Origin of the sequence: Kitasatospora sp. NPDC098652 (genome assembly GCF_044760155.1) — a bacterium.
In the GTDB taxonomy this organism is placed as follows: Bacteria; Actinomycetota; Actinomycetes; order Streptomycetales; family Streptomycetaceae; genus Kitasatospora.
On the sequence record NZ_JBIWAQ010000011.1, the window covers coordinates 21,164 to 40,540 of the forward strand.

22 protein-coding genes are annotated in these 19,377 nt (G+C 72.4%); 3 read left to right on the forward strand and 19 right to left on the reverse strand.

What is annotated here, in order from left to right:
* Positions 1-4: 4 nt before the first annotated feature.
* From gmk to pyrR, 10 genes are all read right to left on the reverse strand, one after another.
* Positions 5-562, reverse strand: coding sequence for a guanylate kinase (gene gmk / locus ACIQWA_RS23275; RefSeq protein WP_360230021.1), 558 nt, complete (start codon positions 560-562; stop codon positions 5-7).
* 49 nt (positions 563-611) lie between these two features.
* The gene (mihF, locus tag ACIQWA_RS23280; protein ID WP_030290269.1) at positions 612-938 is read right to left on the reverse strand and encodes an integration host factor, actinobacterial type; all 327 of its coding nucleotides are present in this window, start codon (positions 936-938) and stop codon (positions 612-614) included.
* Positions 939-1,434: 496 nt separating this feature from the next.
* The gene (gene pyrF, locus ACIQWA_RS23285; protein ID WP_402485302.1) at positions 1,435-2,268 is read right to left on the reverse strand and encodes an orotidine-5'-phosphate decarboxylase; all 834 of its coding nucleotides are present in this window, start codon (positions 2,266-2,268) and stop codon (positions 1,435-1,437) included.
* A gap of 50 nt (positions 2,269-2,318) precedes the next feature.
* Complete coding sequence (locus ACIQWA_RS23290) at positions 2,319-3,422, reverse strand: quinone-dependent dihydroorotate dehydrogenase (protein ID WP_360230025.1); 1,104 nt, start codon at positions 3,420-3,422, stop codon at positions 2,319-2,321.
* A 90-nt stretch (positions 3,423-3,512) separates the two neighbouring features.
* Positions 3,513-6,821 (reverse strand): carbamoyl-phosphate synthase large subunit, encoded by a 3,309-nt coding sequence (gene carB / locus ACIQWA_RS23295; protein ID WP_402485306.1) that lies wholly within the window; start codon positions 6,819-6,821, stop codon positions 3,513-3,515.
* Complete coding sequence (gene carA, locus ACIQWA_RS23300; protein ID WP_360230029.1) at positions 6,814-7,971, reverse strand: glutamine-hydrolyzing carbamoyl-phosphate synthase small subunit; 1,158 nt, start codon at positions 7,969-7,971, stop codon at positions 6,814-6,816. Before carA ends, carB begins: the two co-directional genes overlap by 8 nt.
* Positions 7,968-8,540: a hypothetical protein gene (locus tag ACIQWA_RS23305; RefSeq protein WP_360230031.1), complete on the reverse strand. Its 573-nt coding sequence runs from the start codon at positions 8,538-8,540 to the stop codon at positions 7,968-7,970. Before ACIQWA_RS23305 ends, carA begins: the two co-directional genes overlap by 4 nt.
* Positions 8,537-9,841 carry a dihydroorotase gene (locus ACIQWA_RS23310; RefSeq protein ID WP_402485310.1) on the reverse strand — a complete coding sequence of 435 codons (1,305 nt, stop codon included), beginning with the start codon at positions 9,839-9,841 and terminating at the stop codon, positions 8,537-8,539. Before ACIQWA_RS23310 ends, ACIQWA_RS23305 begins: the two co-directional genes overlap by 4 nt.
* The gene (locus tag ACIQWA_RS23315; protein WP_360230035.1) at positions 9,838-10,821 is read right to left on the reverse strand and encodes an aspartate carbamoyltransferase catalytic subunit; all 984 of its coding nucleotides are present in this window, start codon (positions 10,819-10,821) and stop codon (positions 9,838-9,840) included. The genes ACIQWA_RS23310 and ACIQWA_RS23315 overlap by 4 nt, the downstream gene beginning before the upstream one ends.
* Positions 10,822-10,825: 4 nt before the next feature.
* Positions 10,826-11,449: a bifunctional pyr operon transcriptional regulator/uracil phosphoribosyltransferase PyrR gene (gene pyrR / locus ACIQWA_RS23320; protein WP_402485312.1), complete on the reverse strand. Its 624-nt coding sequence runs from the start codon at positions 11,447-11,449 to the stop codon at positions 10,826-10,828.
* Positions 11,450-11,780: 331 nt separating this feature from the next.
* Between pyrR and ACIQWA_RS23325 the strand changes: the two genes are divergently transcribed.
* Complete coding sequence (locus tag ACIQWA_RS23325; protein ID WP_030056198.1) at positions 11,781-12,284, forward strand: transcriptional regulator; 504 nt, start codon at positions 11,781-11,783, stop codon at positions 12,282-12,284.
* 121 nt (positions 12,285-12,405) lie between these two features.
* Here ACIQWA_RS23325 and ACIQWA_RS23330 read toward each other — a convergent pair whose 3' ends face one another.
* The 9 genes from ACIQWA_RS23330 to rpmB form a co-directional block, all read right to left on the reverse strand.
* Positions 12,406-13,368 (reverse strand): hypothetical protein, encoded by a 963-nt coding sequence (locus tag ACIQWA_RS23330; protein WP_402485315.1) that lies wholly within the window; start codon positions 13,366-13,368, stop codon positions 12,406-12,408.
* Between the two features lie 150 nt (positions 13,369-13,518).
* The gene (locus ACIQWA_RS23335) at positions 13,519-14,340 is read right to left on the reverse strand and encodes a thioesterase family protein (RefSeq protein WP_402485318.1); all 822 of its coding nucleotides are present in this window, start codon (positions 14,338-14,340) and stop codon (positions 13,519-13,521) included.
* Between the two features lie 146 nt (positions 14,341-14,486).
* Complete coding sequence (gene nusB, locus ACIQWA_RS23340; RefSeq protein WP_350508646.1) at positions 14,487-14,924, reverse strand: transcription antitermination factor NusB; 438 nt, start codon at positions 14,922-14,924, stop codon at positions 14,487-14,489.
* Between the two features lie 4 nt (positions 14,925-14,928).
* Positions 14,929-15,492, reverse strand: coding sequence for an elongation factor P (gene efp / locus ACIQWA_RS23345; RefSeq protein WP_360230043.1), 564 nt, complete (start codon positions 15,490-15,492; stop codon positions 14,929-14,931).
* Between the two features lie 76 nt (positions 15,493-15,568).
* A complete protein-coding gene (locus ACIQWA_RS23350) occupies positions 15,569-16,675 on the reverse strand; it encodes an aminopeptidase P family protein (RefSeq protein WP_360230045.1) in 1,107 nt (368 codons plus the stop codon).
* Between the two features lie 110 nt (positions 16,676-16,785).
* Positions 16,786-16,959 carry a 50S ribosomal protein L32 gene (gene rpmF, locus ACIQWA_RS23355; protein WP_402485323.1) on the reverse strand — a complete coding sequence of 58 codons (174 nt, stop codon included), beginning with the start codon at positions 16,957-16,959 and terminating at the stop codon, positions 16,786-16,788.
* A gap of 60 nt (positions 16,960-17,019) precedes the next feature.
* Positions 17,020-18,198, reverse strand: a complete 1,179-nt coding sequence (locus ACIQWA_RS23360) for a CobW family GTP-binding protein (RefSeq protein ID WP_402485689.1) — start codon at positions 18,196-18,198, stop codon at positions 17,020-17,022.
* A gap of 5 nt (positions 18,199-18,203) precedes the next feature.
* The gene (gene rpsN / locus ACIQWA_RS23365) at positions 18,204-18,509 is read right to left on the reverse strand and encodes a 30S ribosomal protein S14 (RefSeq protein ID WP_402485326.1); all 306 of its coding nucleotides are present in this window, start codon (positions 18,507-18,509) and stop codon (positions 18,204-18,206) included.
* Positions 18,509-18,745, reverse strand: coding sequence for a 50S ribosomal protein L28 (rpmB, locus tag ACIQWA_RS23370; protein ID WP_360230051.1), 237 nt, complete (start codon positions 18,743-18,745; stop codon positions 18,509-18,511). Before rpmB ends, rpsN begins: the two co-directional genes overlap by 1 nt.
* 163 nt (positions 18,746-18,908) lie before the next feature.
* Here rpmB and rpmG point away from each other — a divergent pair, with 163 nt between their 5' ends.
* Together rpmG and ACIQWA_RS23380 are read left to right on the forward strand one after the other, a co-directional pair.
* Positions 18,909-19,073, forward strand: coding sequence for a 50S ribosomal protein L33 (gene rpmG, locus ACIQWA_RS23375; RefSeq protein WP_221753949.1), 165 nt, complete (start codon positions 18,909-18,911; stop codon positions 19,071-19,073).
* A gap of 30 nt (positions 19,074-19,103) precedes the next feature.
* Complete coding sequence (locus ACIQWA_RS23380) at positions 19,104-19,352, forward strand: type B 50S ribosomal protein L31 (protein WP_402485330.1); 249 nt, start codon at positions 19,104-19,106, stop codon at positions 19,350-19,352.
* Positions 19,353-19,377: the final 25 nt, after the last annotated feature.

Here is a 19,377-nt window from a genome sequence, read left to right on the forward strand (position 1 = left end):
CAGGTCAGGCTACACCGAGCAAGGCTAGCAGTTCGGCCGCTACCTGCTCGACGGAGGTGTTGACAAGGGTCGTGTCGAACTCGGCCTCGGCCGCGAGCTCGACCTTGGCCGCCTCCAGCCGCCGATCGATCACGTCCTGCGGCTCGGTGCCCCGGCCGGTCAGCCGACGGACCAGCTCGTCCCAGCTCGGCGGAGCCAGGAAGACCAGCTGGGCGTCCGGCATCGACTCGCGCACCTGGCGGGCGCCCTGGAGGTCGATCTCCAGCAGGACGGGCTCACCGCGCTCCAGCTTCTCCAGCACCGCCGCGCGCGGGGTGCCGTAACGGTTCCCCGCGAACTCGGCCCACTCCAGCAGCTCGCCGTTGGCGATCAGCTTGTCGAACTCGTCGTTGTCGACGAAGTGGTACTGGACCCCGTTCTTCTCGCCGGGCCTCGGGTGCCGGGTGGTGGCCGACACCGAGAGCCAGACCTCGGGGTACATCTTCCTCATATGAGCGACGACCGTGCTCTTGCCGACCCCCGAGGGGCCGGAGAGCACGGTCAGCCGCGGACGCTCACTCATGCACCGATTATCCCGGATCGCGGACGATCCTGGGACCACGGGGGCACGGTCAGGCGGCGCCACCGCCGAACTCCCGCTCCAGGGAGGCGATCTGGTTCGTTCCGAGACCGCGGACACGGCGGCTCTCGCTGATGCCGAGGCGCTCCATGATCTGCTTGGCACGAACCTTGCCGACGCCCGGAAGGGACTCCAGCAGGGCCGACACCTTCATCTTGCCGATGACGTCGTTGTCGTTCTTGCCGGCCTTGATCACCTCGTGCAGGGAGGCGCCGGAGTGCTTGAGCCGGTTCTTGACCTCGGCGCGCTCCCGGCGAGCCTCGGCGGCCTTGGCGAGCGCGGCGGTGCGCTGTTCAGGGGTAAGGGGCGGAAGAGCCACGCCGTTCACCTCAGGGTGTGGAAGGAAGGGATTGAGCTATGACTGGTTCGGTACCTAGGACACCGTCCGCAAGGGGAGCCCAATGGGGAACCACAGGGCCCTGACCTGCGGGAGCTACGGGTTTCGCGGCTCGCCGATGACCTATCGCCGGACACTACCCGGATTGCGGCGCCACGTCAGGAAAAGAACACGAAAAGTCCTGGTCAGCCAAGGCCGACCAGGACTTTCCGGGGCAAAATGACCGCGATTGCGAGACTTTGGCGGGCCCGATGTGACGGCGCTCACGTCAACTCCGGTGCCGCCCCGCCGTCCTGCGGACACTGCGCACGGTCACCGATCGGCTACCGCGGCCCCACCGGCCGGACCGCTCCGGCCACTTGACGCCGCCCACCGCCGCCCACCGCCGCCCACCGCTGGCCACCCGAGCCACCCGCCGGCGGCCACCCGCCGGCGGCGACCCGGCGGCGGCTACCGGACGGCGGCTACCGGACGGCGGCTACCGGACGGCGTCCGCGAACTCGCCGACGAAGCGCTCCGCCGCCGCCCGCAGCGCCGGGACCGACGGCCCGTGCTTGAGCACGTCCCGGCTGACGCTCGGCACCACGTTGATCACCGAGGCGCCGAACACCCGCGGCAGGTCCGCCATGGTCGCGCCCTGGGCCCCGATCCCGGGGGCCAGCAGCGGCCCGTTGATGGCCAGGTCCACGCCCGCGTCGGCCAGCGTCGCGCCGACCACCGCGCCGAAGGAGCCCAGCGGCGCGGCGTCCGCGTTCTCCGCCGCCAGCCGGCGCAGCACCGAGGCCGCGACCGGCTCGCCGTCGGCCCCGACGGCGCGCTGCACCTCGGCGCCCTCCGGGTTGGAGGTGAGCGCCAGCGCGAACACCCCGCAGCCCTGCTCACGGGCCAGGTCGAGGGCGGGGCGCAGCGAACCGAAGCCCAGGTACGGGCTGACCGTGACGGCGTCCGAGAAGAGCGGGCCGGCCGGCGACAGGAAGGCCTCCGCGTAGGCGGCCATGGTGGAGCCGATGTCGCCGCGCTTGGCGTCCATCAGGACCAGCGCACCGGCCGCCCTGGCCTCCTCGACGGTCTTCTCCAGCACCGCGACGCCCTTGCTGCCGAAGCGCTCGAAGAAGGCGGCCTGCGGCTTGAGCACCGCGACCCGGTCGGCCAGGGCCTCCACCACGGTGCGGCTGAACGTCTCCAGCCCCGCGAGGTCGTCGCCGAGCCCCCAGGCGGAGAGCAGGGAGGCGTGCGGGTCGATGCCGACGCAGAGCTGGCCGCGGGTGTCGAGGGCCTGGCGCAGCCGGGCGCCGAACGGGGCGAGGGTCATGTCGTCCTTTCCAGGGGTGGTACGGCCTGCTGCGAGACCGGTCAGGGGGGTCAGGCGCCGCGGACGGCGCTGCCGACGGCCGCGGCGAGGTCGCGGAAGCCCGCGGCCCGGATCCGGGCGGAGAGGCCCCGGTGGATCCGGCGGCACCAGAACGGACCCTCGTAGATGAAGGCGCTGTAGCCCTGCACCAGGTCGGCGCCGTGGATGATCCGCTGCCAGGCGTCCTCGGCGGTCTCCACGCCGCCGACCGAGACCAGGGTCAGCCGGCCGCCGGTGCGGGCGCGCAGCCGCTGGAGCACCTCCAGGGCGCGGGCCTTGAGGGGGGCGCCGGACAGGCCGCCCATGCCGATCTCCTCGACCCGCTGCGGGTCGGCCAGCAGGCCGTCCCGGCCGATCGTGGTGTTGGTGGCGATGATGCCGTCCAGGCCCAGCTCCAGGGCGAGGTCGGCGACGGCGTCGACGTCCTCGTCGGCCAGGTCCGGGGCGATCTTGACCAGCAGCGGCACGTGGTGCGCGGTGGTGCGGTCGGCGGCCTCGCGCACGGCGGCGAGCAGCGGGCGCAGGTGGTCGACGGCCTGGAGGTTGCGCAGCCCGGGGGTGTTCGGGGAGCTGACATTGACCACCAGGTAGTCGGCGTACTTGGCCAGCCGCTCGGTCGACTTCACGTAGTCGGCGACGGCGTCGGCCTCCTCGACCACCTTGGTCTTGCCGATGTTGACGCCGATCACCGGGGTGGAGCTGGTGTGCGGGCGGGCGGCCAGCCGGGCGGCGACCCGGGCCGAGCCCTGGTTGTTGAAGCCCATCCGGTTGATCAGCGCGCGGTCCTCGACCAGGCGGAACAGCCGGGGCGCCGGGTTGCCGGGCTGGGGCTCCCCGGTGATGGTGCCGATCTCGACGTAGTCGAAGCCGAGCATGGCCAGGCCGTCGATGCCGACGCCGTTCTTGTCGAAGCCGGCCGCGAGCCCGAACGGGCCGGGCAGGTCGAGGCCGAGGGCCCGGGTGCGCAGCGCGCGGTCGCGCGGGGCGAGCACCAGCCGCACCAGGGTGCGCAGGCCGGGGACGGAGGAGGCCAGGCGGATCCAGAAGAAGGCCAGGTGGTGGGCCTTCTCCGGGTCCATCCGCTTGAACACGAGGTCGAACAGGAACTTGTACAAAGCGGGGTCAACTCCCGGGGCAAGCAGTGGATTTCGGGCAAGCGAGTGGGGGGCACCAATCCGGCTCCGGTGCCCCCCACTGCGGTGGTGCTACTTGCGGCCGGCGTTGATCAGCTCGGCGTGCTCCTGGAGCGACATCACTCCGACCTCGTCGCGCAGCAGCGCGTCCATGCCCTGGACGGCCGCGCCCATCGCCTGGACGGTGGTCAGGCAGGGCACCCCGCGGGAGACCGCCGCGGTCCGGATCTCGTAGCCGTCCAGGCGCCCGCCGGTGCCGTACGGCGTGTTGATGATCAGGTCGACCTCGCCGTCGTGGATCAGCTGGACGATGGTCTTCTCGCCGTTCGGGCCCTCGCCCTCGCTGTGCTTGCGCACCAGCGTGGACGGGATGCCGCCGCGCTGGAGCACCTCGGCGGTGCCGGCGGTGGCGAGCACCTCGAAGCCGAGGCCGACCAGCGCCCGGGCCGGGAAGACCAGGTTGCGCTTGTCCCGGTTGGCGACCGAGACGAAGACCTTGCCCTTGGTCGGCAGGGCGCCGTAGGCACCGGCCTGGGCCTTGGCGTAGGCGGTGCCGAAGACCTTGTCGATGCCCATGACCTCACCGGTCGAGCGCATCTCCGGGCCGAGCACGGTGTCCACGCCGCGGCCGTGGATGTCGCGGAAGCGGCTCCACGGCATCACGGCCTCCTTGACCGCGATCGGCGCGTCGGCCGGCAGCGTGCCGCCGTCGCCCTCGGTCGGGAGCATGCCCTCGGCGCGCAGCTCGGCGATGGTGGCGCCGAGCGAGATCCGGGCGGCGGCCTTGGCCAGCGGCACCGCGGTCGCCTTGGAGGTGAACGGGACGGTCCGGGAGGCGCGCGGGTTGGCCTCCAGCACGTAGAGGATGTCCCCGGCCAGCGCGAACTGGATGTTGATCAGGCCGCGGACGCCGACCCCGCGCGCGATGGCCTCGGTGGAGGTGCGCAGGCGCTTGATGTCGTAGCCGCCGAGGGTGATCGGGGGCAGCGCGCAGGCGGAGTCGCCGGAGTGGATGCCGGCCTCCTCGATGTGCTCCATGACGCCGCCGAGGTAGAGCTCGGTGCCGTCGTAGAGCGCGTCGACGTCGATCTCCACCGCGTCGTCCAGGAAGCGGTCGATCAGCACCGGGTGCTCGGAGATCAGACCGGCGTGCCGCTCCAGGTAGGAGGCGAGCGAGGCCTCGTCGTAGACGATCTCCATGCCGCGGCCGCCGAGCACGTAGGACGGGCGGGCGAGGACGGGGTAGCCGATCTCGTCGGCGATCGCCTTGGCCTCCGCGAAGGAGAAGGCGGTGCCGTGCTTGGGGGCGGGCAGCCCGGCGTCGCGCAGCACGCGGCCGAAGGCGCCGCGCTCCTCGGCGAGGTCGATCGCCTCGGGCTGGGTGCCGACGATCGGCACGCCGTTGTCCTTGAGCGCCTGGGCCAGGCCGAGCGGGGTCTGGCCGCCGAGCTGGACGATCACACCGGCCAGCGGACCGGCCTGCTGCTCGGCGTGGACGATCTCCAGCACGTCCTCCAGGGTGAGCGGCTCGAAGTAGAGCCGGTCGGAGGTGTCGTAGTCGGTGGAGACGGTCTCCGGGTTGCAGTTGACCATGACGGTCTCGAACCCGGCCTCGGCCAGCGCGAAGGAGGCGTGCACGCAGGAGTAGTCGAACTCGATGCCCTGGCCGATGCGGTTGGGGCCCGAGCCGAGGATGATCACGGCCGGCTTGGTGCGCGGGGCGACCTCGCTCTCCTCGTCGTAGGACGAGTAGAAGTACGGGGTCTTGGCGGCGAACTCGGCGGCGCAGGTGTCGACGGTCTTGAACACCGGGCGGATGCCGAGCGCGTGGCGCACCTCGCGGACGACGTCGGCGCGCAGGCCGCGGATCTCGCCGATCTGCTGGTCGGAGAAGCCGTGCCGCTTGGCGTGGCGCAGCAGCTCGGGGGTGAGCTCCTCGGCCTCGGCCAGCTCGCCGGCGATCTCGTCCAGCAGGAAGAGCTGGTCGACGAACCACGGGTCGATCTTCGTGTACTCGAAGACCTCCTCGGGGGTGGCGCCGGCCCGGATGGCGTCCATCACGGTGTTGATCCGGCCGTCGGTCGGCACGGTGGCCTTGGTCAGCAGCTCGGCCTTGTCGCCGAGCGGGCCGGTCCAGCTGAACTGGGAGCCCTTCTTCTCCAGCGAGCGCAGCGCCTTCTGGAGCGCCTCGGGGAAGTTGCGGCCCATGGCCATGGCCTCGCCGACCGACTTCATGGTGGTGGTCAGCGTGGCGTCGGCGCTCGGGAACTTCTCGAACGCGAACCGCGGGACCTTGACCACGACGTAGTCGAGGGTCGGCTCGAAGGAGGCCGGGGTCTGCTCGGTGATGTCGTTGGGGATCTCGTCCAGGGTGTAGCCGACGGCCAGCTTGGCGGCGATCTTGGCGATCGGGAAGCCGGTGGCCTTGGAGGCGAGCGCCGAGGAGCGGGAGACGCGCGGGTTCATCTCGATGACGATGACCCGGCCGTCGACGGGGTTGACGGCGAACTGGATGTTGCAGCCGCCGGTGTCGACGCCGACCTCGCGGATCACGGCGATGCCGATGTCGCGCAGGATCTGGTACTCGCGGTCGGTGAGGGTCATCGCCGGGGCGACGGTGATCGAGTCACCGGTGTGCACGCCCATCGGGTCGAAGTTCTCGATGGAGCAGACGACCACGACGTTGTCGTTCTTGTCGCGCATCAGCTCCAGCTCGTACTCCTTCCAGCCGAGGATGGACTCCTCCAGGAGCACCTCGGTGGTCGGCGAGAGGGCCAGGCCCTGGCCGGCGATCCGGCGCAGGTCCTCCTCGTTGTGGGCGAAGCCGGAGCCGGCGCCGCCCATGGTGAAGGAGGGGCGCACCACGACCGGGTAGCCGCCGAGCGTGTCGACGCCGGCCAGCACCTCGTCCATGGTGTGGCAGATGACGGAGCGGGCGGACTCGCCGTGGCCGATCTTGGCCTTGACGGCCTCGACCACGCCCTTGAACAGCTCGCGGTCCTCGCCCTTGTTGATCGCCACGACGTCGGCGCCGATCAGCTCGACGCCGTACTTCTCCAGCGTGCCGGCGCTGTGCAGCGAGATCGCGGTGTTGAGCGCGGTCTGGCCGCCCAGGGTCGGCAGCAGCGCGTCGGGGCGCTCCTTGGCGATGATCTTCTCGACGAAGTCCGGGGTGATCGGCTCGACGTAGGTGGCGTCGGCGATCTCCGGGTCGGTCATGATCGTGGCCGGGTTGGAGTTGACCAGCACGACCCGCAGGCCCTCGGCCTTGAGGACGCGGCAGGCCTGGGTGCCCGAGTAGTCGAACTCGGCGGCCTGGCCGATGACGATCGGGCCGGAGCCGATCACCAGGACGGACTTGATGTCAGTGCGCTTAGGCACGCTGGCCCTCCATGAGCTTCACGAAGCGGTCGAACAGGTAGGCGGCGTCGTGCGGGCCGGCGGCCGCTTCGGGGTGGTACTGCACGCTGAAGGCGGGGACGTCGAGTGCCTGCAGGCCCTCGACCACGTCGTCGTTGAGGCAGACGTGGGAGACCTCGACCCGCCCGTAGGGGGTGTCGCTCACCTTGTCCAGCGGCGCGTTCACGGCGAAGCCGTGGTTGTGGGCGGTCACCTCGACCTTGCCGGTGGTGCGGTCCTGCACCGGCTGGTTGATGCCGCGGTGGCCGTACTTGAGCTTGTAGGTGCCGAAGCCGAGGGCGCGGCCGAGGATCTGGTTGCCGAAGCAGATCCCGAAGAACGGGGTCCTGCGCTCCAGCACGCCCTGCGCGACGGCGACCTGGTGGTCGGCGGTGGCCGGGTCGCCCGGGCCGTTGGAGAAGAAGACGCCGTCCGGGTTGACCGCGTAGACGTCCTCCAGGGTGGAGTTGGCGGGCAGCACGTGCACCTCGATGCCGCGCTCGGCCATCCGCTGCGGGGTCATCGCCTTGATGCCGAGGTCCAGCGCGGCGACGGTGAACTTCTTCTCACCGACGGCGGGCACGATGTACGGCTCGGTGGTGGCGACCTCGGCGCACAGGTCGGCGCCCTTCATCTCGGGCGACTGCTGCACCCGGGCGAGCAGGGCGGCCGGGTCGGCCAGCGCCTCGCCGGAGAAGATGCCGCAGCGCATCGCGCCGCGCTCGCGCAGGTGGCGGGTCAGCGCGCGGGTGTCGATGCCGCTGATGCCGACGACGCCCTGGCGGTTCAGCTCCTCGTCCAGCGAGCGGCGGGAGCGCCAGTTGGAGGCCACCCGGGCGGGGTCGCGCACGACGTAGCCGGCGACCCAGATCTGCTTGGACTCGTCGTCCTCGTCGTTCCAGCCGGTGTTGCCGATCTGCGGCGCGGTCATCACGACCACCTGGCGGTGGTACGACGGGTCGGTGAGGGTCTCCTGGTAGCCGGACATGCCGGTGTTGAAGACCGCCTCGCCGAAGGTCTCGCCGGTCGCGCCGTAGGCCTGGCCGCGGAAGGTCCGGCCGTCCTCCAGGACGAGCACGGCCGGGATGCGCTCCCGCCGTTGGCGCTGCGTGGTGGGGGCAGGTGCGGTCATTGCGCGGCCTCTTCCGTCTTCTTCGTCTTCGTGGTACGTGTTGCGAGCTCGTTGATCGCCTCGACCCAGGCGGCGTGCTCGTCGGGGTGGTCGGCCCGGAAGCCGGAGTCCAGCTCGGTGCCCTCGTGGGCCCAGGTGACGACCAGCAGTCCGGAGGGGACGACCTTGCCGGCGATCCCGGAGTCCGTCCGGGCACCGGTGAGCTGCTCGGCCGGGATCCAGTAGTCGACGTCGCCGGGGCGCTGCACCAGCAGCCCGTCCGTGCCGAGGGTGAGGTCGGCCCGGCTGCGGGTGCCCAGGCCGTGCGCGACGACCCGGTCGAGCCAGTTCCCGGCGGTGGTGGTGCCGTGGTACCGGCCGCTGGTCTCCAGGATGGTGCGTCCGGCGCGGGCCGGCACGGCGGGCAGCGGCGGGATCCCGGACTGCAGGGTGCGGCGCCAGTTCCAGCCCTGGCGCATCAGCCAGTAGATCAGGCCGATGATCACCAGCAGCCCGACCGACCAGCCGATGTAGCCCGGCCAGTCGGTGACCCTGGCCTGCTCCCTGGCCAGCGTGACGTAGCCGGTCACGCCAGGCCGCCCTGCTCGGCCAGCTCGCCGGCCAGCACGGTGGCGCGGCCGCGCAGGAAGGTGGCGTGCACCCGTCCGGGCAGGTCCATGCCCTTGTAGGGGGTGTTGCGGCTGCGGGTGGCGAAGCTCTCGGGGTTCACGGCCCCACGGTACGCGGGATCGAAGAGCACCAGGTTCGCGGGCTCACCCACCGAGATCGGCCGACCGTGTCCGGTGAGCCGGCCGATCCGGGCCGGGCGGTGCGACATCCGGTCGGCGACGCCCTCCCAGTTCAGCAGGCCGGTGTCGACCATGGTCTGCTGGACGACCGACAGCGCGGTCTCCAGGCCGACCATGCCCATCGCGGCCACGGCCCACTCGCAGTCCTTGTCCTCGGCCGGGTGCGGCGCGTGGTCGGTGGCGACGGCGTCGATGGTGCCGTCGGCCAGCGCCTTGCGCAGCGCCTGGACGTCCTCGGCGGTGCGCAGCGGCGGGTTCACCTTGTACACCGGGTCGTAGGAGCGGACCAGCTCGTCGGTGAGCAGCAGGTGGTGCGGGGTCACCTCGGCGGTGACGTCCCAGCCCTTGGACTTGGCCCAGCGGACGATCTCGACGGAGCCGGCCGTGGAGAGGTGGCAGACGTGCAGCCGGGAGCCGACGTGCGCGGCGAGCAGCACGTCGCGGGCGATGATCGACTCCTCGGCGACGGCCGGCCAGCCGCCGAGCCCGAGCTCGCCGGAGACCTGGCCCTCGTTCATCTGGGCGCCCTCGGTCAGCCGCGGCTCCTGAGCGTGCTGGGCGACGACGCCGTCGAAGGCCTTGACGTACTCCAGGGCCCGGCGCATCAGCACCGCGTCGTCCACGCACTTGCCGTCGTCGGAGAAGACCCGGACGCCGGCCGCGGACTCGTGCATCGCGCCGAGCTCGGCGAGCTTCTTGCCCTCCAGGCCGACGGTGACGGCGCCGACCGGCTGTACGTCGCAGTAGCCGGCCTCCTGGCCGAGTCGCCAGACCTGCTCGACCACACCCGCGGTGTCGGCCACCGGGGTGGTGTTGGCCATCGCGTGCACGGCGGTGAAGCCGCCCATCGCGGCGGCCTGGGTGCCGGTGAGCACCGTCTCGGCGTCCTCGCGGCCGGGCTCGCGCAGGTGGGTGTGCAGGTCGACCAGGCCGGGCAGGACGATCATGCCGGTGGCGTCGATCTCGATGTCCGCCTCGACCGCCAGGCCGGTGCCGATCTCCTGGATGACGCCGTCGGCGAGGTGGAGGTCCTGCGGGGCGCCGCCCAGGATCTTGGCGTTGCGGATCAGGTAGCTGGTCACTGGACGGTCTCCACGGAGTCGGTGCGGGCGGCGGGCGCGTCGGCGAGGGTGGCTCCGCCGAGCAGCAGGTACAGGACGGCCATCCGGACGGAGACCCCGTTGGCGACCTGCTCGACCACGGTGCAGCGCGGCGAGTCGGCGACCTCGGCGGTGATCTCCATGCCGCGGACCATCGGGCCGGGGTGCATCACGATGGCGTGCCCGGGCAGCTGGGCCATCCGGAGGCCGTTCATGCCGTAGCGGCGGCTGTACTCGCGCTCGGTCGGGAAGAACGCGGCGTTCATCCGCTCGCGCTGCACCCGCAGCATCATCAGCGCGTCGGTCTTGGGCAGCACGCTGTCGAGGTCGTAGCTGACCTCGCAGGGCCAGTTCTCGATGCCGATCGGCAGCAGGGTCGGCGGGGCGACGAAGGTCACCTGGGCACCGAGGGTGGTCAGCAGGTGCACGTTGGAGCGGGCGACCCGGCTGTGCAGGATGTCGCCGACGATGGTGACCCGCCGCCCGGCCAGGTCGTTGCCGAGCCCGGCGTTGAGGTGGCGGCGCATGGTGAAGGCGTCGAGCAGGGCCTGGGTGGGGTGCTCGTGGGTGCCGTCACCGGCGTTGATCACGCTGCCGTGCAGCCAGTCGGACTGGGCCAGCCGGGCCGGCGCGCCGGAGGCGTGGTGGCGGATGACGACCGCGTCGGCCCCCATCGCCTGGAGGGTGAGCGCGGTGTCCTTGAGGCTCTCGCCCTTGGAGACCGACGAACCCTTGGCGGAGAAGTTGATGACGTCCGCGGACAGTCGCTTCTCGGCGGCCTCGAAGGAGGTCTTGGTACGGGTGGAGTCCTCGAAGAAGAGGTTGACGACGGTGCGGCCGCGCAGCGTGGGCAGCTTCTTGACAGCCCGGCCGGAGAGCTGGGCGAGCTCCTCGGCGGTGTCCAGGATCAGCAGCGCGTCGTCGCGGCTGAGATCGGCGGCGGAGACGAGGTGGCGCTTCACGCGGCTACTCCGGGAGGTGCGGTTCGGTGGGCTGGGAGGCCAGGGCCTGCGTGCTGCGGGCGGTGTGGTCGCGGTCGCCGACCAGCACGGCGTCCACGCCGTCGGTGTCGGCCAGGCGGACCTGCACGGCCTCACGCAGCGAGGTGGGGAGGTTCTTGCCCACGTAGTCGGCCCGGATCGGCAGCTCGCGGTGGCCGCGGTCGACCAGGACGGCGAGCTGCACGGCGCGCGGGCGGCCGATGTCGTTCAGCGCGTCCAGCGCGGCGCGGATGGTGCGGCCGGAGAACAGCACGTCGTCGACGAGGATGACCAGCTTGCCGTCGATGCCGCCGGGCGGGATCTCGGTGTGCTCCAGGGCGCGGGCGGGCTTCAACCGCAGGTCGTCCCGGTACATGGTGATGTCCAGGGTGCCCAGCGGGATCTCGCGCCCGGTGATCTGCGCCAGCCGGCCGTGCAGGCGGCGGGCGAGGTGGACGCCCCTGGTGTGGATGCCGAGCAGCACGACGTCCTCCGCGCCCTTGGCGCGCTCGACGATCTCGTGCGCTATCCGGGTGACGACCCGGGCGATGTCCGTGCCGTCCAGCACCTGGTGCGGCGGTCGCGGCGTCTGTTCCTGGTGTGTGGTCATGCCGAAGCGGACCTCCTTCCCCGCCTCACTGGACGGGCCTTAAAGGATGTCTGGGATTGCGCCCTCGCCGACCGGGCGTGGGCTTCGGGTCATCCTATCAGCGCGCCGCACGGCAAACGGACCTCCATCATTCCGCTTCTCCGGGTTCACGCACCGGATGCGCCGATGATGCGGGCCATTCGCACGACTGCCCCATTCGGCTTGACGCAACTACCTTACTCTACGTAACCTCACAGTGAGTTACGAGACAGGCGTCGAACCCACCGGTAACGACGCCGGCAACGCCCGTGACCCACCACTGAACGCGAAGCAATCTCGTCCGGGGAGATCAATGTCCAGCGACTACGCGAAGCAGCTCGGAGGCAAGCTCCGAGCGATCCGCACTCAGCAGGGGCTCTCCCTGCACGGTGTCGAGGAGAAGTCCCAGGGGCGCTGGAAGGCAGTCGTCGTCGGCTCGTACGAGCGCGGCGACCGTGCGGTCACCGTGCAGCGGCTGGCCGAGCTCGCCGAGTTCTACGGCGTGCCGGTGCAGGAGCTGCTGCCCGGAGGCACCCCCGGTGGCGCGGCCGAGCCGCCGCCGCGCCTGGTCCTCGACCTGGAGAGACTGACCCAGGTCCCGTCCGAGAAGGCCGGTCCGCTGCAGCGCTACGCGGCGACCATCCAGAGCCAGCGCGGCGACTACAACGGCAAGGTCCTCTCGATCCGCCAGGACGACCTGCGCACGCTGGCCGTCATCTACGACCAGTCGCCGTCGATCCTCACCGAGCAGCTGATCTCCTGGGGCGTGCTCAACCCCGACGCGCGCCGCGCGGTGCGCGAGGAGGACGCGAGCTGACGCTCGCCACAGCGGCTCCGCCGGAAGGCGGGCCTCGGCCGGCAACGGCCAGCAGAAACGTCACGGCGCGGTCCCTGGTCCTTCCGGGGGCCGCGCCGCGGTGTGCCGGGCGGTCACCCGCTCAGCAGACCGTGCCCAGGCTGTAGCCCGGCTGCGCCGCCACGCCGTCCAGCCGCACCGGGCGGGCGGCCGGCGCCCAGTCCGGGCCGCTGCTCGACCAGGCCCAGGCGACCGGCAGGAAGCAGTCGTCAGCGGCTCCGCCGCGGGACCCGTCGGCGCCCGCACCGCGGGCCGCGGAGGCCGCCGTACCCTGCGAGCCGTGCAGCACCGCGACGCCCGGCAGCTCCAGCCCCAGCCCGGCGCACAGCACCGCGCAGACCAGGTCCAGGTCCTCGTCGTTGATCCGCACCACGCCGTCCTCCCACTGCAGGACCCGGGCCGCCGCGGCCAGCCGCCCGCCCGGCGCGTCCACCCGCAGGCGCAGCTCGTACACCCCGGCGCCCGCGCCCACCAGCATCCGGCGGAACACCTCGCCGCCGCGCTGGTAGGCGGCCCGCACCCAGCGCGCGTGCTCCTCGTCGGCCTCCCCCGCGCCCCCGTACAGCCCGCCGTCGAGCAGCAGGTCGGCGTGGCAGAGCGTCAGCCCGTTCTCCCGGGCCCGGACCAGTCGCGGCACGAAGTCCCCGGCCAGTTCCTCGCCCTGGTAGGGCAGCAGCTGGGTCTGCAACGGCGGGTTGACCAGGTAGCGGTCGCGGGCGGCGGGCTCGGCCGGGTCCAGGCCGTGCAGCAGGCAGAACTCCTCGAAGTCCTGCGGGTGGAACATCCGGGCCCGGACGGTCTCGAACCGCTCCAGCGCGTCGGCCAGCAGTTCGGCGGTGTCGGCCAGGTAGCGCTCGTAGTCGGGGGCGTCGCACACGCCCCAGGCCCGGGCCCGCGCGAAGTCCGCGGCACTGGTGAGCACGCCGAGGACGAACGCCTGCTCGGCCCCCTCGACCTGCCGCGGCCGGTGCGGCGCCCGCAGCGCGGGGCGCAGGCCGGCGGTGCAGTCGGAGTTGCGGCGGGCGCGGCCCTTGCGGCTGGTCATCGGTGGCTCCTGACATCTGCTGGGGGCCGTCGAGCGGTGACGGTCAGCGGCGGGGCTCGCCGCTGACCGTGTTACTCCCCAGTTCCGCGCGCCACACACGTACGGCGTGTCACGGAAATGTAACCACCGGTAATAGGGGTCGTCACGGCCTCAGCGCGGCACCCGGGCCAGTTGGCGGGACTGGGCGACCAGGCGTCCGGACTCGTCCCAGACCTCGGCGTCCTCCTCGAAGTAGCCGCCGGCCACGTTGCGGGTGGAGTGGACGACCCGCAGCCAGCCCGGGGCGGGCCTGGCCCGCAGGTGGACGGTCAGCTCGACGGTCGGGGCCCAGCCGGGCAGGCCGAGGTCGAAGGTGACCGGCGGGAGCGCGTCGGCGACCAGCAGGAGCAGCAGCGGGTCGGGGTCGCGGCCGTCGGCGAGCCGGAACCAGCCCTGGATCCGGCCGTTGCCGGAGGGCTGGCCGAGCGCCCAGCCGACGGTGGCCGGGTCGAGCCGCAGGTCGAAGCGCTCCAGCAGGGCGGCCTGCTCGATCAGCTGCTTGGGCGCGTGCTCGACGCCGATGCACTGGTCCGGCGGCGGCAGCTGCGGCGGGGCCGCGGTGGTGCGCACCTCCCCGTCGGCGGTCGAGAGGTCGCCGTGGCTGGCCACCACGCGCAGGCGTTCGACGCCGTCCTGGCTGAGCGAGGCGGTGCCGGTGGACAGCCCGCGGCCGGTGCGCAGCACCTCGGTGCGGACGGTGGCCGGGCCGGGGGTGGAGGCGGACAGGTAGTAACCGCTGATCGACACCGGGTCGGGGTGCTGCCCGTGCTCCAGCGACAGCGCGTGTCCGGCCACCGCGAGCAGCAGCCCGCCGTTGACCCCGCCGCCGATCTGCCAGCCGGCGCCGAGCTCGGCCTCGTAGCGGCCGGGCTCCTCGGGGTGTCTGGTGAGGGCGATGCCCCGGTCGAACTCGCTGCGGGTCGCGGTGGTCATGGCTGTGGCCTGCCCTTCGGGTCACCGACGGCGCCGTCGGCGAAGTTACTGACGAGTAGGGTCCACCCTACGCCCACCGGCCGAAACGCGGAACGGCCGCAGGCCCCGGAAATCCGGGGCCTGCGGCCGTCCGCGAACTGCACCGACTAGCGGCGGATGCTCGGCTTCAGCTCCAGGAAGCGGGCGAGCATGCCGTTGACGAAGGCCGGGGAGTCGTCCGTGGAGAACTCCTTGGCGATCTCCACGGACTCGTCCAGGACGACCGCGTCCGGGACGCCGTCCTCCCAGATCAGCTCGTAGGCGCCGAGCCGCAGGACGTTGCGGTCCACGATCGGCATCCGGTCGAGGGTCCAGCCCACCGCGTACTGCTCGATCAGGTCGTCGATGCGACGCGCGTGCTGGACGTACCCCTCGATCAGCTCCATGGTGTACTCGCCCACCTGCGGGGTGCCCTCGTCGGGCTTGGGCTCGCGGGCGCGCGCCACCCAGTCGGCGAGGACCTGCTGCGGGTCGACCCCGCGGTGGTCGGCCTCGAAGAGGATCTGGAAGGCCCGGGTGCGGGCCTTGCTACGTGCGGCCGACACGGACTTACTTCACCCGGCCGAGGTAGCTGCCGTCGCGGGTGTCGACCTTGACCTTCTCGCCGGTGACGACGAAGAGCGGGACCTGGATCTCGGCACCGGTCTCCAGGGTGGCCGGCTTGGTGCCACCGGTGGAGCGGTCGCCCTGGACGCCCGGCTCGGTGTGGGCGATCTCGAGCTCGACGGAGGTCGGGAGCTCGATGTAGAGCACCGCGCCCTCGTTGGTCGCGACGAGGGCCTCGAAGCCCTCCAGCAGGTAGTTGGCGGCGTCACCGACGATGGCAGGCTCGATGGTGAGCTGGTCGTAGGTGTCCATGTCCATGAACACGAAGTTCTCGCCGTCCTTGTACGAGAACTGCATGCCGCGCTTGTCGACGTTGGCCGTCTCGACCTTGGTGCCGGCGTTGAAGGTCTTGTCGACGACCTTGCCCGTCAGGACCTCCTTGAGCTTCGTACGCACGAAGGCCGGGCCCTTGCCGGGCTTGACGTGCTGGAACTCGACGACGGACCAGAGCTTGCCGCCCTCCAGCTTGAGGACCATGCCGTTCTTGAGATCGTTCGTGGAAGCCACGGGCGCACTTACTCCTGGATATAGCTGTCAAGGAACCAAGGGTCGCGTCCTGCCGCCGTCGGCCCGGGGGCCGCCGTCACAGGGCGAGGAGCTCCTTGGTGGTGATGGTGAGCAGCTCGGGCCCGCCCTCCTCGAGGGGGCGCACGACGAGCGTGTCCTCGATCCGGACCCCGCCCTTGCCCGGGAGGTGGACTCCCGGACCGACGGTGACCGGCACGCGGCTGTCCAGTTTACCCATGTCCGACGGACCGAGGCGCGGCGCCTCCCGGATCTCCAGCCCGATGCCGTGGCCGACCGGGTGCGGGGAGGCCTCGGTGTACCCGGCCGCCTCCAGGACCTGCCGGGCCACCCGGTCGGGTACGCACTGCTCCACGCCCGGGCCGAGCGCCTCCCGGCCGGCCCGCTGGGCGCGGAAGACCAGCCGGTGCAGCTCGACCTGCCAGGGTGCGGGAGCGGCGCCGATCACGAAGGTCCGGGCGGTCGAGACGCCGTAACCCCGGTACTGGGCGCCCATCACCACGGTGAGGAAGTCGCCCTCCTCCACCCGGCGGTCGGTGGGCTGGTGGGCCGGCTGGCCGGAGTGGCTGCCGGTGCCGACCGACACCGGGAAGGCCGCCCGGTCGGCGCCGTGGTCGATCATCCGGCGCTCCAGCTCCATCGCCAGGTGGCGCTCGGTCCGGCCGACCAGGATCGACTCCAGCAGCTCGCCCAGCGCCTGGTCGGCGATCTCGGCGGCGATCCGCAGGTCCGCGATCTCGTGCTCGTCCTTGACCACCCGCAGCCGCTCCACCACCTGGCCGAGGTCCGCCAGCCGGCCACCCTCCAGCAGGCCCGCGACCGCCCGGTGCCGGGTGACGGTCAGGTCGTGCTCCTCGACCGCGAGGGCGCGCACCCCCAGCCGGCCCGCGGTGGCGGCGGCCGCCAGGGCGGTGTCCGCCCCGGCCGTCACCGGCACCTGGGTGACGTCGGCGGCGATCAGGTGCTCCCCCGAGTCGTCGGGCGGCAGGTCGTCCGGCAGCGTCAGCAGCACCCGGTCCCTTGTCAGCAGCAGGGTCGCCCCGCAGGGCGCGCAGCCCGTCAGGTACCGCACGTTCGCCGCCCGGGTGATCAGCGCCGCGTCGGCCCCGGCCGCACTGCAGTGCTCCCTCACCCGCTCCCGCCGCCCCGCGTACGCATCCGCCATGCGTCGAGCCTACGAACCCCCGGCCCGAACCGCCCGCCGAGCACCCCCGAGGGATGCGTCGGCACCCCACTGCGCCCCGCGCGCCCCTGCTCACGCCCTCCTGCCCGCCGTCACCTCCCCTCCGGGTCGAGCAGGCCCCGGCGGTAGGCCGGGACGAGGTTCTGCGGGACGAGCAGCTCCCGACCGTTCAGGGTGATCGGGACGAGCTTCGGGCCGGTCGCCTTCCACTGGGCGCGGCGGTGCCGGGTGTTGCTGCGCGAGGTCCTGCGCTTGGGGACTGCCATCGGGGCTCCTTGTCGGGTGGTGCCGGGTGGACCGGGTCGGTCAGAGGTGGACGGGGTCGGTCAGAGGTGGACGGGGTCGAGGAGGTCCCGGAAGCCGTCCGGGAGGGCCTTCCAGCCCGGTTCGCCGGCCGCGAGTTCGGCGTCGGTGAGCAGGCAGGAGCCGAGCAGTTCGGTGATGCCGTCCACGTCCAGCCCCTCCGCGGTGAAGCTGAGCTGCTGCACCCGGTCCCCGTGCAGCGGGTGCCAGTCGAGGGCGGCCGCGGCGCGGCGGGCCGGCGGGTAGAGGTCCCAGGCGGCGTCGGGCAGGGCGGTCAGCCAGGGCCCGCACTCCTCGACCGCGAGATTGGCCCCGGCCGCGTCCCAGGCGAGCATCAGGTCGGGCCGGTTGGCGAGCCAGAACCGGCCGCGGCTGCGCTGGGCGGCCGGGACGAGCAGTTCGAGGGCCCCGTGCAGCCGTTCCGGGTGCAGCGGGCGGCGGCGCTCCCAGACCAGGGTGCTCACCCCGGCCTCGTCGCTCTCCTGGGGGAGCAGCGCGATCGCCGGGTTGACGCGGTCGCGCGCGGCGGCCACGTCGAAGCCGCCGAGGGCGGCCCGGGTGAGCGCGCCGGTGCCGAGCCGGACCACCCGGGCGGTCGGGTGGAGCTGGCGCAGCAGGGCGAGCCCCGGCCCGTGCGCGGTGGCGCGCGGTACAGCGAGCGTGGTGGCGTACTCGATCTGGTGGGCGAGCGCCTCGGCGCGGGTGCGTTCGTCCTGGGCGGCGGTGTGCAGCCCGTGCTCCACCAGCTCGTCGGAGACGGACAGGTCGCCGATCAGCCGGTCCGGGTCGACGGCGGTGACCACGCCCGCGAGTTCGACCGCCTCGGCCAGCGGGCGGCCGTCCGCCTCGCCCCCGGCGAGCAGCTCGACGGCGGGGTGCGGGTCGCTGCCGCCCCAGAGTTCGACCACCGCGAGCCCGTGCCGGCCGCCCTCGGCGAGGGCCAGCAGCCGGGGCAGCAGGTCCTCGCGCAGGGCGCAGCACGGGCAGTCGTTCACCAGCGGGGTCGAGCCGGTGTCGAACGCCCCGTCGGCGTCCCGCAGTTCGCGGTGGACCAGGCCGAGCGAGGCGTCCCGCAGGTCGTGCCGCAGCACCACGGCGTCCACTGCGGCGGCCGCCAACTCCTGGACGACGGCGCTGCGTTCGTCCGAGTGCAGTCCGGCGACCACCACCACCGGGAGCCGGGTGCCGTCCATGCCGTCCATGCCGCTCACCAGCTCGCCTTTCGCACGCCCGGCAGGTGCCCGGCGTGGGCGTGGACGCGCAGGTTGACCCGGGAGAGGCCGAAGGCGCGCAGGTAGCCGCGCGGCCGGCCGTCGACGGCGTCGCGGTTGCGGACCCTGGTGGCGCTCGCGTCGCGGGGCTGGCGGGCGAGTTCGGCCTGGGCGGCGGCGCGCTCGGCGGGGGCGGTGCCGGGGTGGGCGATGATCCGCTTGAGCTCGGCCCGGCGCTCGGCGTAGCGGGCGACGGTCGCGCGCCGCTGCTCGTTCTTTGCGATCTTGCTCTGCTTGGCCATCAGACCTTCTCCCCCCGGGCGCGGATGCGGGCGACGGCGGCCTCGACGCCGATCGTGTCGACGGTCTTGATCCCCTTGGCGCTCAGCACCAGCCGGACGTACCGGCCCTCGCTGGGCAGCCAGTAGCGCTTGCGCTGGATGTTGGGGTCGAAGCGGCGCGGGGTGCGGCGGTGCGAGTGCGAGATCGCGTTGCCGAAGCCGGGCCGGCGACCGGTGAGCTGGCAGTGGGCGGACATGGGTGCTCCCTGTCGTCCGGGAATGGGCAGGACGGAGGTCACGTTACACCAGATGAAAATGACTTCCATTTCGGTGTACGGTTCCGATCCAGCCCCGCGGACCCCGCACCACGAGACCCCGGGACCCGAAGCCCACGAGCCCGCGACCCCAGGAGGACGCCCGATGGCCCGCAACGAACTGCGCCCCGTGATCAAGCTCCGCTCCACCGCCGGCACCGGCTACACCTACGTGACCCGCAAGAACCGGCGGAACGACCCGGACCGGATGGTCCTGCGCAAGTACGACCCGGTCGTGGGCCGGCACGTCGACTTCCGCGAAGAGCGCTGACCGCACGAACCCCTTCGGAGGAGCCCCACCATGCAGCCCGGAATCCACCCCGCCTACCGCCCGGTCGTCTTCCGCGACAAGGTCGGCGGCCTCGCCTTCCTCACCCGCTCGACGGCCACCAGCGACCGCACCGTCGAATGGGAGGACGGCAACACCTACCCGGTGATCGACGTCGAGATCTCCTCGGCGAGCCACCCCTTCTACACCGGCCAGTCCCGGGTGCTCGACACCGCCGGCCGGGTCGAGCAGTTCCGCCGCCGCTACGGCGACCGGCACTGACGACGGAACGCGAACGGCGCCTCCC